General features: G+C 74.8%; 12 protein-coding genes. 10 read left to right on the top strand and 2 right to left on the bottom strand.

Annotated elements, in window-relative coordinates:
* Positions 1-66: 66 nt before the first annotated feature.
* Positions 67-1,011, top strand: coding sequence for an NAD-dependent epimerase/dehydratase family protein (locus tag ABZ321_RS03970; RefSeq protein WP_344515223.1), 945 nt, complete (start codon positions 67-69; stop codon positions 1,009-1,011).
* Here ABZ321_RS03970 and ABZ321_RS03965 read toward each other — a convergent pair.
* Entirely contained in the window at positions 971-2,824 is a 1,854-nt protein-coding gene (locus ABZ321_RS03965) for a polysaccharide biosynthesis protein (RefSeq protein WP_354889183.1), read from the bottom strand. The two genes, ABZ321_RS03970 and ABZ321_RS03965, sit on opposite strands and share 41 nt — an antisense overlap.
* A 150-nt stretch (positions 2,825-2,974) precedes the next feature.
* Between ABZ321_RS03965 and ABZ321_RS03960 the strand changes: the two genes are divergently transcribed.
* Positions 2,975-4,408, top strand: coding sequence for a polysaccharide biosynthesis tyrosine autokinase (locus ABZ321_RS03960; RefSeq protein ID WP_354889181.1), 1,434 nt, complete (start codon positions 2,975-2,977; stop codon positions 4,406-4,408).
* Here ABZ321_RS03960 and ABZ321_RS03955 read toward each other — a convergent pair.
* Positions 4,365-4,874 (bottom strand): low molecular weight phosphatase family protein, encoded by a 510-nt coding sequence (locus tag ABZ321_RS03955; RefSeq protein WP_344515218.1) that lies wholly within the window; start codon positions 4,872-4,874, stop codon positions 4,365-4,367. The two genes, ABZ321_RS03960 and ABZ321_RS03955, sit on opposite strands and share 44 nt — an antisense overlap.
* A 12-nt stretch (positions 4,875-4,886) precedes the next feature.
* On the opposite strand from ABZ321_RS03955, the gene ABZ321_RS03950 reads away from it, so the two are divergent.
* Genes ABZ321_RS03950 through ABZ321_RS03915 form a run of 8 tightly spaced genes read left to right on the top strand, consistent with a single transcriptional unit; the run spans position 4,887 to position 13,847 of the window.
* Positions 4,887-5,996, top strand: a complete 1,110-nt coding sequence (locus ABZ321_RS03950) for an aminotransferase class I/II-fold pyridoxal phosphate-dependent enzyme (protein ID WP_354889179.1) — start codon at positions 4,887-4,889, stop codon at positions 5,994-5,996.
* Positions 5,993-6,595: a sugar transferase gene (locus tag ABZ321_RS03945; protein ID WP_344515214.1), complete on the top strand. Its 603-nt coding sequence runs from the start codon at positions 5,993-5,995 to the stop codon at positions 6,593-6,595. The genes ABZ321_RS03950 and ABZ321_RS03945 overlap by 4 nt, the downstream gene beginning before the upstream one ends.
* Positions 6,592-7,215 (top strand): acetyltransferase, encoded by a 624-nt coding sequence (locus tag ABZ321_RS03940; RefSeq protein ID WP_354889177.1) that lies wholly within the window; start codon positions 6,592-6,594, stop codon positions 7,213-7,215. Before ABZ321_RS03945 ends, ABZ321_RS03940 begins: the two co-directional genes overlap by 4 nt.
* Positions 7,216-7,223: 8 nt before the next feature.
* Positions 7,224-8,378 (top strand): glycosyltransferase, encoded by a 1,155-nt coding sequence (locus ABZ321_RS03935; protein ID WP_344515210.1) that lies wholly within the window; start codon positions 7,224-7,226, stop codon positions 8,376-8,378.
* Positions 8,375-9,670 carry an oligosaccharide flippase family protein gene (locus ABZ321_RS03930; protein ID WP_354889175.1) on the top strand — a complete coding sequence of 432 codons (1,296 nt, stop codon included), beginning with the start codon at positions 8,375-8,377 and terminating at the stop codon, positions 9,668-9,670. The genes ABZ321_RS03935 and ABZ321_RS03930 overlap by 4 nt, the downstream gene beginning before the upstream one ends.
* A complete protein-coding gene (locus tag ABZ321_RS03925; protein ID WP_354889173.1) occupies positions 9,660-10,853 on the top strand; it encodes a hypothetical protein in 1,194 nt (397 codons plus the stop codon). The genes ABZ321_RS03930 and ABZ321_RS03925 overlap by 11 nt, the downstream gene beginning before the upstream one ends.
* Entirely contained in the window at positions 10,838-12,058 is a 1,221-nt protein-coding gene (locus ABZ321_RS03920; protein WP_344515204.1) for a glycosyltransferase family 4 protein, read from the top strand. Before ABZ321_RS03925 ends, ABZ321_RS03920 begins: the two co-directional genes overlap by 16 nt.
* Entirely contained in the window at positions 12,039-13,847 is a 1,809-nt protein-coding gene (locus ABZ321_RS03915; protein ID WP_354889171.1) for a DUF4012 domain-containing protein, read from the top strand. Before ABZ321_RS03920 ends, ABZ321_RS03915 begins: the two co-directional genes overlap by 20 nt.
* Positions 13,848-13,855 lie beyond the last annotated feature (8 nt).

Here is a 13,855-nt window from a genome sequence, read left to right as displayed (position 1 = left end):
ATCAGGAAAAACGGTGACCTCGTCCGTGGCGTCACCTGCTCCGCCCGGTCGCCGTTGCACCGGTTGATGAGAGTTCTGGTCACCGGCGGCGCGGGGTTCATCGGGGGAAACCTGTGCCGGGAGCTGGTCACCCACCCTGCCGTGCACGAGGTCGTGGCGTTCGACGACCTGAGCACCGGTAGTGAGGGCAACCTCGACGGCGTCGGCGCGACGCTGATCACCGGCAGCATCCTGGACCGGCCCGCGATCGACGACGCGGTCGAGCGGGCCGACGTCGTCATCCACCTGGCCGCCCGGCCGTCGGTGCCGCGGTCCGTCGCGGACCCGCTGCGCAGCCACCTGGTCAACGCCACCGGCACCATGCACGTGCTGGAGGCCTGCCGGCGCGGCGGCACGCCGATCATCACGGCGTCCTCGTCCTCGGTGTACGGGCCGACGAAGGTCCTGCCGAAGCACGAGGAGCTGCCGACCCGCCCGCAGAGCCCGTACGCGGCGAGCAAGCTCGCGGCCGAGTCGTCGGTGCTGGCCTACGGCGCCACCTATGGCCTGCCGGTGCTCGCGCTGCGGTTCTTCAACGTGTACGGGCCGCTGCAGTCCGTCGGTCACGCCTACGCCGCGGTCATCCCGACGTTCGCCGACGCGGCGCTGCGCGGGCAGCCGCTGCACGTCCACGGCGACGGGCGGCAGACGCGGGACTTCACGTTCGTCGGGTCGGTGGCGCGGCTGCTCACCGACGCCGCGGTGCGCCGGGTGACCAGCCCGACCCCGGTGAACCTGGCGTTCGGCACCCGCACGTCGCTGGTCGACCTGATCGACAAGATCCGCGGGCTGGTCGACCGGCCGGTCGAGGTGGTCTTCGACCCCGCCCGGCCCGGCGACGTGCGCGACTCGCAGGCGGAGTCGTCCCGGCTGCGGGAGCTCTTCCCCGGCCACGGGCCGGTCCCGCTCGACCAGGGCCTCGCCGAGACCGTCAGCTGGTACGAGCGGCAGATAGCGTCGGCACCGCGATAGGCGCCACCCCGGGCAGCGCGGCGGTGGCGGCGCTCGCCGGGGCGGCGGGCTCGACGAACGGCACCAGGCACAGGTCGGCGAGCTGGCCGACCAGGGCCGCCGGCGAGGACCGCACGTCCAGCGCGAGGGCCAGCGACGGGTCGAGCGGCGGGACCGAGACGTGCGAGATGAGCGGGTGCAGCGGCCGCAGGTCGATCTCGCCGGCGCCGAAGAGCTCCTCGTGCAGCTTCTCGCCGTGCCGCAGGCCGGTGTAGACGAAGTCGACCGGCCGCTCGGCCTGCGCGGCGAGCTGGTGCGCCAGGTCGTCGATCCGCACCGGGGTGCCCATGTCCAGCACGAGCGCCTCGCCGCCGGCGCCCAGCGCGGCGGCCTGGATCACCAGCTGCACGGCCTCCTGAACCGTCATCATGAAGCGGGTCACGTCCGGGTCGGTGACGGTGACGGGCCCCCCGGCGGCGATCTGCGCCTGGAAGGCGGTGACGACCGAGCCGCGGCTGCCGAGCACGTTGCCGAACCGGACGTTGAGGAACGTGCCGGCCGCGACGGCCGAGCGGTGCGCGGTCAGGCGCTCGGTGATCCGCTTCGTGTAGCCCAGGACGCTGATCGGGTTGGCGGCCTTGTCGGTGGAGATGTTCACGAAGCGCTCGACCCCCACCGCGGCGGCCGCCGACAGGACGTTGAGCGTGCCGAGGACGTTGGTCTGCAAAGCCTCGGCCGGGTGCCGCTCCAACAGCGTGAGGTGCTTGAGCGCGGCGGCGTGGAACACCACCTCCGGCCGGCGCTCGGCGAAGACCGCGGCGATGGAGCCGGCGTCGCGCAGGTCGGCGAGGATCAGCTCGGGGCTGTCCAGCAGGGCCCGGCCGTGGATCGACAGCTGCACCGCGTGCAGCGCCGACTCGTCGCGGTCAAGCATCATCAGCTCGGCCGGGCCGAAGCGGTGCAGCTGCCGGCACAGCTCGGAGCCGATCGAGCCGCCGGCGCCGGTCACGAGGACCCGCCGGCCGGCCAGGTAGTCGCCGATCGCGGCCAGGTCGGTGTCGATCTGGCGGCGGCCGAGCAGGTCCGACAGCTGCACGTCGCGGATCTCCGCGACCCCCACGGGCCCGTCGAGGCTCTCGTCGATGGACGGCAGGATCTTGAGGTCGCGCCGCGCGGCGGTCGTCACGGCCCGGACGTCGCGCAGCAGCGCGCCGTCGTCGGCCCGGATGGCGAAGATGACGACCTCGGCGCCGGTCCGGGCGAGCGCGGCGGCGAGCGAGGCCCGCCCGCCGAGCACGGCGACGCCCTCGACGCGCAGGTTCTGCTTGGCCGGGTCGTCGTCGACGATGCCGACCGGCCGGTAGCGGCAGTGCGGGTCGTGCGCCATCGAGCGCAGCAGCCGGTGGCCGGCGGCGCCGGCGCCGTAGACGAGCACCGGCACGGCCTGCGCGGAGGGGGCGACCCGCAGCCGCCGCTCGCGCCGCAGCCGGCCGGCCGCGCGGCCGGTGACCATCGCCAGCAGGGTGGCCATCGCACCGACCCCGGCGACCGCCGCCGGGGCGACCCCGGCGACCCACAGCAGCCCGCCGGTCGCGGCGACGGTGAGCGCGAGCGCCCGCAGCTCGGGCAGCGTCCCGTGGCCGTAGCGGCGCCGGTACAGGTGGACCGGCCACGCGATCGCCGTGTGCGCCGCGGCGGCCAGGACGATCGCGGCGCCCGCGGTGAGCAGCGACGGCCGGTCCGGCCCGATCGTGATCGCCAGCGCGAGGCCGCCGGCCCAGGCGCAGAGGTCGGCGGGCCAGTCCGCGGGCCCGGAGGGCCTGTGGTCGTCCATCGGTTCCCCCTTCGACACGGCGACCATTCTTCACGATTTGGCAGATGAGATCCCGGTAAAACCGGATAGGGGAAATTACACCGTTTCACCTCTTGCGTCATGACAACATGTCACTCTTCGTGAAGAAGCGAACACGGGAGGTCATGGCGTATGGAGCTGCGCGACTATGTCAGCGCGGTCCGGAAACGCTGGTGGCTGGTGGCCACGACCGCCTGCCTGGCCCTGGTCGCCGCGGTCGTGATCACCGCGCGCACCGCGCCGACGTATGCCGCCTCGGTGACGTTCTTCGTCAGCACCCCGAGCAGCGGCGTGACCGACGCCTACCAGGGCGGCCTGTTCTCGCAGCAGCGCGCCCGGTCCTACGTCAACCTCGTCACCAGCGACCGCCTCGCCCGCGCCGTCGCCACGGACCCGGGCGTCGGCCTGGACGCCGACGGGGTCAAGGCACGCATCAGCGCGCGCACCGTGCCCGACACCGTGCTGCTGGACATCACCGTGCTGGACACCCGCAGCGACCGCGCCCTGCGCATCGCCGAGTCCGTCGCGACGCAGTTCGCCGCCCTCGTCGCGGTCCTGGAGACCCCGCCGGGCGGCGACAGTCCGACCGTCCGCGTCGACGTGGTGACCGGCCCCCGCGTCGGCACCGACCCCGTCTCGCCGCAGCCCGCCCGCAACTTCGCCGTCGCGCTGCTGATGGGGTTGCTCGTCGGCGCCGCCGGCGCCGTCCTGCGGGAGATCCTGGACAGCAGCGTCCGCTCCGCGACCGCGCTGCGGCAGGCCGGCGGCAAGGCCGTGCTCGCCACCGTGCCGCTGGACCCGCGGGCCCGCCAGGAGCCGCTCCTGCTGGAGGACGCCACCTGGTCGCCGCGCGGCGAGGCGATGCGTCACCTGCGCACCAACCTGCAGTTCGTCGACCCCGACCGGCGGGCCCGCTGCATCGTCGTGACCAGCGCGCTGCCCGACGAGGGCAAGTCGACGATCGCCTGCAACCTCGCGATCGTCCTCGCCGAGAACGGGCACCGCGTCCTGCTGATCGACGCCGACGTGCGGCGGCCGAAGCTGGCCGAGTACCTCGACCTGGAGGGCGCCGTCGGCCTCACCAACGTGCTCGTCGGCCAGGTCGACCTGGACACCGCCGCGCAGCCGTGGGGCGACCGCGACCTGTGGGTGCTCGCCAGCGGCTCGATCCCGCCCAACCCGAGCGAGCTGCTCGGCTCGCAGCAGATGGCCCGGCTGCTCGCCACCGCCGGCGAGGACTTCGACTACGTCGTCGTCGACACCTCGCCGCTGCTCGTCGTCACCGACGCCGCGGTCGTGGCCAGCCGCGCCGACGGCGCCGTGCTGGTCACCCGGGCCGGCAAGACCACCGTCACCCAGGTGCGCTCCGCGGTCCTCGCCATCGACGCGGTCTCCGCCCGGCTCTTCGGCTGCGTGCTCAACGGCGCGAAGTCCGGCGGCGACGACGCCTACTCCTACGCCTACTACGGCACCCGGGCCGGCGTGCCGCTGCTGAAGGCCGCCGCCGGCAAGCCGGCGCCGGTCACCCGGGATCTCGACGCGGCCGGCCGGCCAGGAGGGCGATGATGTCCGCGATCGTCCCGGCGCAGACGCGGAACCCCTCGACCGGGCCGCCGAACGGGTCGGTCAGGTCGTCGTCGAGCGGTGAGCCCGCCCGCAGCCGCCCCCGCACCCGTGCGATGTCGCGCAGCGTCGTCGGCTCCGGCGGCAGCGCCGCCAGGTACCGGCCGAACTGGCGCAGCGTGAACGTCCGCGCCGCCGTCGCCGGGGCGAGCGTCACGCAGTGCGCCCGCTCCGCCCGCGTCGCGGTCAGCACCAGGTCGGCGCCGGCCAGCAGCGCGGCGTCGACGCGCCGGCTGGCGAAGCCCGCGGGGTCCGCGCCCCGCTCCAGCAGCACCGCCTTCGCCTCAGGCGGCATGTCCAGACCAGGCATCGCGTGCGTGCCGGCGCTCGCGGCGTCCAGGCCACCGGCCCGGGCCAGCCGCTCGGCCATGGCCGAGCGGCACAGGTTGGCCCGGCAGACGAACAGCATGGAAAGCCCCCGATGAACTCACGCATCTTCCTGTCCGCGCCCGACATCTCGGGCACCGAGGAGCGCTACCTCGTCAACGCCTTACGCTCCGGTTGGGTCGCGCCCGTCGGGCCGGATCTCGACGCGTTCGAGGCCGAGGTCGCCCAGCGGTGCGGCACCGCGCACGCCGTCGGCGTCAGCTCCGGCACCGCCGCGCTGCACCTGGCGCTGCTCGCGATGGGCGTCGGCCCGGGCGACACGGTGATCGTGCCGACGCTGACCTTCGCGGCCACCGCCAACGCCGTCGTCTACACCGGCGCCGAGCCCGTCTTCGTCGACAGTGAGCCCGACACCGGCAACATCGACGCCGCCCTCGCCGAGCGGGCCGTCGCCGACCTGCGCCGCGAGGGCAGGCGCGTCGCCGCGGTCGTCCCGGTGGACCTCTTCGGCACCTGCGCCGACCACGAGTCACTCCTGAAAGTGGACGTACCGCTGCTGGAGGACGCGGCCGAAGCGCTCGGCGCGACCCGGGACGGCCGGCCAGCGGGGTCCTTCGGGCGGGCCGCGGCGCTGTCGTTCAACGGCAACAAGATCATCACGACGTCCGGCGGCGGGATGCTCGTCACCGACGACGCGGCGCTCGCCGAGCGCTGCCGCTACCTGGCCACCCAGGCCCGGCAGCCGGTGCCGCACTACGAGCACGCCGACGTCGGGTACAACTACCGGCTCAGCAACCTGCTCGCCGCGGTCGGCCGCGCGCAGCTGTCCCGCCTCGACGGGATGCTCGCGCGGCGGCGGCAGCTGCGGGAGCGCTACGCCAAGACCTTCGCCGGCGTGCCCGGCGTGCGGATCGTCGGCGACGGCGAACACGGATCCAACTGCTGGCTGACCGTCGTCGCGGTCGAGGAGCGCGAGTCCGGCTGGTCCGCCGAGGCGCTCGGTGAGCATCTCGCCCGGCACGACATCGAGACGCGGCCGGTGTGGAAGCCGATGCACCGGCAGCCGGTGTACCGCCAGGCCCGCAGCTGGCTGACCGGCGCCGCCGACCACCTCTTCGCGACCGGCCTGGCGCTGCCCAGCGGCTCGCAGCTCGGCGACGCCGCCCAGCGGCGCGTCTTCGACGCGATCGACGAGTTCCTGTGAACCGCGCCCTGGACCTCGCCGGCGCCGCCGCCGCCACGGTCGTCCTCGCCCCCGTCATCGCCGCCACCGCCGTCTTCGTCCGCTGCACGATGGGGTCGCCGGTGCTGTTCCGGCAGGAGCGGACCGGCCTGCACGGGCGGCCGTTCACGTTCGTCAAGTTCCGCACGATGCGCCCGTCCCCGCGCGGCTTCGACCCGGGCAGCGACGCGGAGCGGCTCACCGCCGCCGGCCGCTTCCTGCGCGCCACCAGCCTCGACGAGCTGCCCGCGCTGTGGAACGTCCTGCGCGGCGACATGAGCCTCGTCGGCCCGCGCCCGCTGCCGGTGGCGTACCTCGGCCGGTACACCGAACAGGAGGCGCACCGGCACGACGTGCGGCCCGGCATCACCGGCCTGGCCCAGGTCCTCGGCCGCAACAACCTCACGTGGGAGCAGAAGTTCGCCCACGACCTGCACTACGTGCGGGCCCGGTCGCTGCGGATGGACCTGCGGATCCTGGCCGCGACGGTCCGCACCGTCGTGCGCCGCGACGGCGTCACCGCGGCCGGCTCCGCGACCAACCACGAGCTGCGCGCCGTGCCGGAAGGGCGGCAGGCGTGAGGAACGGTCTCGTCATCGTCGGCATCGGCGGCCACGGCCGGGAGATCCTGACCATCGCCCGGGCCGCCGGCATGCCCGTGCGCGGGTTCGTCGACGACAGCCCCACCCAGCGCAACCTCGACCGGGTGACCGCGCTCGGCGTGCCGTTCCTCGGCCCCAGCACCCGCCTCGGCGAGGAGCGCCCCTCGATCGGCTACGTGATCGGCATCGGCGACCCGCGGATCCGGGCCCGCCTCGACGAGCAGCTGCGGCCGCACGGCCTCGCCGCGGCCACCCTGATCCACCCGGCCGCGACGATCGGGCCGGACGCGTGCCTCGGCGAGGGGTTCGTCGCGTTCGCCGGCGCCCGCGTCACCACCGACGTGCGCATCGGCCGGCACGTGCACCTCAACCAGAACTGCACCGTCGGCCACGACACCGAGCTCGCCGACTTCGTCCAGGTCAACCCCCTGGCCGCGATCTCCGGCGACTGCCGGATCGGGTCCGAGGTGCTGATCGGCACGACCGCCTGCGTGCTGCAGGGCCTGCGGGTCGGCGAGGGCGCCACCGTCGGCGCGGGCGCGTGCGTCACCCGCGACGTCGAGCCGAAGGCGACCGTGAAGGGGGTTCCGGCGCGGTGAAGGTCGCGATGATCATCAAGACGGACGACGGCGGCCGGTGGACCGTGCCGCAGCTCGACGAGCTGCGCCGGCGCGGCCACGAGGTCGTCGCCGTGCTGCCGCCCGGCAGCGAGGGGCAGCTGCGCAAGGCGCTGCACGACCGGGGGATCGACGTCGTGCAGTCCGGGTTCGACTTCCGGTTCCGCCCCACCCCGGCCACCGCCGCCGGTCTGCTGCGGCTGCGCGGCCAGCTCCGCGCGCTCGCCCCGGACGTGCTGCACTACCACCTGTACGCGTCCGCGCTCGCCGCCCGGATCGCCAGCGTCGGCCTGCCCGCACGGCGCGTGCACATGGTGCCCGGCCCGCTGTTCCTCGAGTCGCCGCTGATCCGCACCGTCGAGCGGGTCCTGTGCCGCCGCGACGAGGTCGTCATCAGCGGCAGCCGGCACACCGCGACCCTCTACCGCGCCATCGGCATGCCGGACTCGCGGGTCGTGCCGGTCCACTACGGCACCGACGTCGAGCACTTCTCGCCGCCGTCGGCCGCCTACCGGGCCGCGTGCCGGGACGCGTTCGGCCTCGCCGACACGACGTTCACCGCATGCATGGTCGCCTACGTGTACCCGCCGAAGTGGCTCACCCACCGCGGCCGCGGCATCAAGGGCCACGACATCCTGCTCACCGCGTGGCGGCGCTTCCGCCGCGACGTCCCCGACGCCAGGCTGATCCTGCTCGGCGGCGGGTTCGACGCCGCCGGCGAGGCCTACCGGCAGCAGCTCATGCGCCGGTTCGGCGTCACCGGGGAGCGGGGCCGCGGCGGCGTCGACTGGCACGAGTCCACGCTCGACGTCCGCGACTGCTACGCCGCCGCCGACGTCAGCGTCAGCCCGTCGCTGTCGGAGAACCACGGCGCCGCCCGCGAGGCCGGCGCGATGGGCGTGCCGAGCATCGTGTCCGACGCCGGCGCCCTGCCGGAGACCGTCGACCCCTCGTCCGGCTGGCTGGTGCCCCGCGACGACGTCGACGCGCTCGTCGCCGCGCTGCACGAGGCGCACGCGGAGTTCCTCGCCGGCACCCTGCGCCACCGCGGGGCGCTGAGCCGGGAGCTGGTGGTCGACCGGTTCGCCGAGGGGCCGGCCGCCGCGGCCGTCGCCGACGTGCTGGAACGGGTCGTCCGAAGATGACACAGCTGCGGTCACCGAAGACGCCCGTCCGCCATGCCGCCCCGTCGAAGCGCCGGCCGTCCTTCGCCGGCAACGTCGGCTGGGGGGTGGTCGGCAACGCCGGCTACGCCCTGTGCCAGTGGCTGGTCCTGGTCGTCGTCGCCCGGCTCGGCACCGAGTCCATGGTCGGCGATTACGCCCTCGGCCTCGCCGTCGGCGCCCCGGTGGTGCTGCTGGCGAACCTGTCGCTGCGCACCGTCCTGGTCACCGACACCTTCCACGAGCACCCGTTCCGCCGGTACCTGCGGGTCCGGCTCGCCGGGATGGCCGCCGCGACGGCCGCGATCGGCGTCGCCGTGTGGGCCTTCGACCTGCCGCCGGCGGTCGTCGTCCTCGTCGGCCTGGCCAAGGCGTTCGACGGCGTCGGCGACATCTACCTCGGCCTGCTGCAGCGCCACCACGACCAGCGGGGCATCGCCGTCGCGCAGCTCGCCAACGGCGCGCTCACCATCGCCCTCACCGGCGTCCTGCTCGCCGCGACCGGCAGCGTCGCCTGGGCCGCCGCCGGCTCCGCGATGGGCTCGCTGATCGCCTGGCTCGGCTTCTGCGCGCCGCTCGCCTCCCGGCTGCTGGACGCCACCGCCAAGGCGAGCCTGAAGGCCGACCCGCCGAAGCGGCACACGCACCGGTTCAGCCCGCCCGGGCCGGGGGCGCTCGTGTGGACGGCGCTGCCGCTCGGCCTCGCCTCCGGGATCACCTCCCTGACCGCCAACGTCCCCCGGTACGCGCTGCAGGACCGCCTCGGCGCGGCCGCCCTCGGCGCGTTCGCCGCCGCCGGCTACCTCGTCCTCACCGGCAACCTGCTCGTCTCCGCCGTCGCGCAGACGCTCCTGCCGCGCCTCGTCGAGCTGCGCGCCGCCGGCGCCCGGGAGCGGTTCGCCGCGCTCGTGCGGCAGTCGCTCATCGGCATCACCGTCGCCGGGGTCGTCGCCGTCTGGGCCGCGGAGCTCTTCGGCGCGAAGGTGCTGCGCGCCGTCTACGGCGAGGAGTACGCCGACGAGGCCGGCACCCTCACCGTCCTCACCATCGCCACCGCCGTCGCCGCGAGCTGCTTCGTGCTCGACGCGGCCCTGTCCGCGGTGCGCCGCTTCACCGGCCAGCTCGCCGTGAACGCCGCCGTCCTCGCCGCCACGGTCCTCGCCGCGCTCGTGCTCGTGCCCCGCTACGGAATCGCCGGCGCGGCCTGGGCGACCGTCGCGGCCGCCGCCGTCCACGCCGGCCTCAAGTGGGAGCTGCTGCGGCGTGACCTTTGATCCCTGGTACGCGGTGCTGCTCGCCGGGCTGGTGATCCCGGTGCTGCTGCTCGTCGGCGGGGTCCGCGACGTCCTCGCCTACGTCGCCGCGTACTTCTTCCTCTTCGGCTTCGGGCCCGTCGTCAGCTACCTGCTCGGCGGGGCGATCTACTTCGGCACCAACACCGCCCTGATCGGCCGGGCGGCGCTGGGCCTGCTGCTCGCGTTCGCCGGGGTCCTGGCCGCAGGCCTGCTGGTGCGCCAGCGCCACGACATCGCCGCGCCCGCGACCACCCACCGTTTCCCGCTGCTGCCCGTCGTCCTCGCCCTGCTCACGCTCTACGCGACGACCGTCCTCGTGCTCGGCGGCACCAGCTTCCTCGCCGGCACCAAGCTCGACCGCATCGACGTCGCCGGGCCCGGCCACTACGACTACCTGCTGTTCGAGATGTTCGCCTGCGCGCTGTACTACATGGCCGGCGGCAGCGGCGCCGGGCGCTTCACGTACCGGCTGAACTTCGCCGTCTACGTCGTCTACTGCCTCAGCACCGGCGAGCGCGACTTCGTCTTCGTGATCTTCAGCCTGATCCTGCACCGCGAGCTGACCCGCGGCGGCTCGTTCGCCCGGCCGATCGGCTACGGCGCGCTGCTGCTGGTCGGCGCGACCATGATCTTCAGCCTCCGCGGCGACGGCCCCGCCGACACCAGCCAGGTGCTCAACCAGGGCTCGGTGCTCTTCGTCGACACGTGGGTGATGACGCACGTGCCGTCGGTCGAGCCGTTCGCGCGCGGCGCCACCTACCTGCACGCGCTCGTCAACCTGCTGCCCGGGCACGCGCAGCCGGCGCTGTCGCAGTGGCTCGTCGACCGGTACGCGCCCGGCAGCGCCTCCGGGTACGGCTTCTCCCTCACCGGCGAGGCGTACCTCAACTTCGGGCTGTGGGGGATCCCGGCGCTGTTCGCCGGGCTCACCGCCGTGCACCGGCTGCTGATCAACCGGCTCGACCGGGCGCCGGTCTACGCGTACGCCAGCGTGCTCTTCACCGTCGCATGGATGTACGGCTTCCGCGGCGAGAGCGGCAGCCTGCTCAAGACCTGCGTGTACGGGCTGCTGTTCTACGGCGCGCTCCGCCTGGTCTCGGTCCGGGTGGAAGAACCGACCAGTGAGGAACCGGAGGCGGTGCCCGCATGCGTCTCGTCGTGAGCTGTGAGCAGCGGTACGCCCGCACCCCCGACGGGCGGGTGTGGAGCACGACCGGTGCCGCGTACGACTTCTGGCAGCGCTACCTCGCCGTCTTCGACGAGGTCCGGATCGTGGCCCGGGTCGCCGAGCGCGGCGGCCGGCAGCCGGACGCCGAGCGCGTCGACGGCGACCACGTCACCGTGCACGCGGTGCCCTACTACGTCGGCCCGCTGCAGTACCTGCGGCGGCTGCGCGCGGTGCGGGCCGCCGTCCGCGCCGCCGTCGAGCCCGGCGACGCCGTCCTGCTGCGGGTGCCGTCCGCGATCGGGACCCTGTTGCACCGGGCGCTGCGCCGAGGGGCCCGGCCTTTTGGTCTGGAGGTCGTCGGCGACCCCTACGACGTGTTCGCGCCCGGGACGATCCGCCACCCGCTGCGCCCGCTGCTGCGCGCCTGGTTCACCGCCCGGCTGCGGGCGCAGTGCCGCAGCGCCGTCGCCGTCGCCTACGTCACCGAGCGGGCGCTGCAGTCGCGCTACCCGGCCGCGCCCGGTGCGGTGACCGCCGCGTACTCCAGCATCCAGCTCGACGAGGCCGCGTTCGTCGACAGGCCCCGGGTGGAGGGCTCGCCCAAGGTCGCGGTCCGGCTGGTCTCCGTCGGCTCGCTCGAGCAGCCGTACAAGGGGATCGACACCCTCATCGAGGCGCTGCCGCTGCTGGTGAAGGCCGGCCTGGAGGCGCACCTGGTGCACCTCGGCGACGGCCGCTGCCGCCGCGACCTGGAGCGGCTCGTGCGGGAGCGGCGCCTCGGCGGGCGGGTCGCGTTCGCCGGCGCGGTCCCGCCCGGCGCGGCGGTGCGGCTGTTCCTCGACGACGCCGACCTCTTCGTGCTGCCGTCGCGCACCGAGGGCCTGCCCCGGGCGCTGATCGAGGCGATGGCCAGGGCGCTGCCCGCCGTCGGCACCACCGTCGGCGGCACCCCCGAGCTGCTCGACCGCACGCACCTGGTGCCGCCCGACGACCCCGTCGCCCTCGCCTACGCGATCACCGCGCTGGTCGCCGACCCGGAGGCGCTCGCCGCCGCGTCGGTGCGCAACCTCGCCCGGGCGCGCAACTACGCCGCCGACACCCTCGGCCGGCGCCGCGCCGACTTCTACCGCGCGCTGCGCGTCATCACCCAGCCAGAGAAGGTCAAGGAGGTCGTCGGCGGTGCACGGCAGCTCGACTGAGATCACCGGTGCTTCTGCCCACCTGCGTTCGCTGCTGCGGACCCGGCGGCGCAAGGTGGTGCTCGCCGTCGCCGTCGTGCTGCTGCTCCTCGCCGGCGCCGGGGTGCGGCTGATGGTCGTCGCCGAGTCCGCCGCCGGGCACCTGCGGCGCGCCGCCACCCTGGTCGGCTCGCTGGAGACCGCGCTGCGCGCCGGTGACCTCGCCGCCGCCCGGCGCACCACCGCCGACCTGCGCCGGCAGACGGCGGAGGCCCGGTCCGACACCTCCGGTCTGACGTGGGGCATGGGCCGGTCGGCGCCGATGGCCGGCGACGACCTGACGGCGGTCGCGGCCGTCGCCCGGATCGTCGACGACCTCGCCACCCGCGTGCTCCCGCCGATGCTGGACGTCGCGGGCGGGCTGCAGTCGACGCTCGCCGGCCGGGACGGCCTCGCGGCGGTGACCGGTGCGGCGCCCCGGCTCGCGGCGGCGGATTCGCTGGTACGGGCCGCGCAGGCCCGGCTGGCCGCGCTCGACCGTGGCGGGCTGGACGGGCGGGTCCGCGCCGCCGTGCAGCGCCTCGACGACGCGCTGCGCCGGGTCGCGCCGCTGCTCGCGCCGGCCGCCCGCGCCGCGAAGCTGCTGCCCGCGATGCTCGGCGCCACCGCGCCCCGGACCTACCTGGTGCTCTTCCAGAACCTCGCCGAGGTGCGGGCCACCGGCGGGATGCCGGGCGCGTTCGTGGTGCTGCGGGTCGACAAGGGCGCGATCACCATCGAGCGGCAGGGCGCCGCCGCCACCGACATCCGCGAGTTCGCCGCGCCCGTCCTGCCGCTGGACGCCGACCAGGAGGACCTGCACACCGACCGGCTCGGCCGGTTCCCCGCCGACGTGAACCTCACCCCGGACTTCCCGACCGCGGCGGCCCTCTACCGCGAGATGTACCGGCTGCGCTCCGGCCAGACGGTCGACGGTGTCCTCGCGACGGACCCGGTCGCGCTCGCCTACCTGCTGCAGGCGACGGGACCGGTCGACGTGGCCGGCGGCCCCCCGCTCACCGCGCCGACGGCGGTCCGGCGGCTGCTGTCGGAGGTGTACCTGACGATCGCCGACCAGAAGTCGCAGGACGCCTTCTTCGCCGACGCCGCCAAGGCGGTCTTCGACAAGCTGACGGGCGCGCTGACGGACACCTCGAAGCTGGTGCCGGCCCTGCGGAAGGCCGCGGACGAGCGGCGGCTCCTCGCGTGGAGCGCGCACCCCGAGGAGCAGGCCGAGATCGCCGCGACCGTCTTCGCCGGCACGCTGCCCGCCGACGACGGCGCCCGGCCGACGGTCGGCGTGTTCCTCAACGACGGCACCGGCGCGAAGCTCGGCTACTACCTGACCCGCGAGGCGGAGCTGAGCGCCGGGGAGTGCCTGGAGGACGGCTCGCGGCACCTGCGGCTCACCGTGAAGCTCGGCTCGACGGCGCCGGCGAGCGGGCTGCCGCGCAGCGTGCTCGGGCTGGGGCTGGCCGGCGACTACACGGTCCGGACCAACGTCATGGTGTACATGCCGACCGGCGGCGCGCCCGTGGACGCCACGCAGGACGGCGCGCCCGTCGACTACGGCAGCGGCTTCGAGCTGGGCCGGACCGTGGCGGTCTTCACCGTCGACCTGAAGCCCGGGCAGAGCAGCACGCTCGCGCTGAACCTCATCACGGGCCCGCTCCCCTCGCCGTCGGCCGCGTTCACGCCGCGGCTCGTCACGACCCCGGGCATCGCCCCGTGGACGCTTCGGTTGCAATCCGCGCCGAGATGCGGCAAATGATGAAAAAT

The organism is Dactylosporangium sp. NPDC006015, assembly GCF_040614215.1.
GTDB classification, from domain to species: domain Bacteria; phylum Actinomycetota; class Actinomycetes; order Mycobacteriales; family Micromonosporaceae; genus Dactylosporangium; species Dactylosporangium maewongense.
This window is presented reverse-complemented; position numbering and strand designations above follow the sequence as displayed.

Coding starts and splice junctions, on each gene's coding strand:
- ABZ321_RS03950 (WP_354889179.1), top strand. CDS start 4,887: ATGAACTCACGCATCTTCCTGTCCGCGCCCGACATCTCGGGCACCGAG.
- ABZ321_RS03930 (WP_354889175.1), top strand. CDS start 8,375: ATGACACAGCTGCGGTCACCGAAGACGCCCGTCCGCCATGCCGCCCCG.
- ABZ321_RS03965 (WP_354889183.1), bottom strand. CDS start 2,824: ATGGACGACCACAGGCCCTCCGGGCCCGCGGACTGGCCCGCCGACCTC.
- ABZ321_RS03955 (WP_344515218.1), bottom strand. CDS start 4,874: ATGCTGTTCGTCTGCCGGGCCAACCTGTGCCGCTCGGCCATGGCCGAG.
- ABZ321_RS03935 (WP_344515210.1), top strand. CDS start 7,224: ATGATCATCAAGACGGACGACGGCGGCCGGTGGACCGTGCCGCAGCTC.
- ABZ321_RS03960 (WP_354889181.1), top strand. CDS start 2,975: ATGGAGCTGCGCGACTATGTCAGCGCGGTCCGGAAACGCTGGTGGCTG.
- ABZ321_RS03920 (WP_344515204.1), top strand. CDS start 10,838: ATGCGTCTCGTCGTGAGCTGTGAGCAGCGGTACGCCCGCACCCCCGAC.
- ABZ321_RS03970 (WP_344515223.1), top strand. CDS start 67: ATGAGAGTTCTGGTCACCGGCGGCGCGGGGTTCATCGGGGGAAACCTG.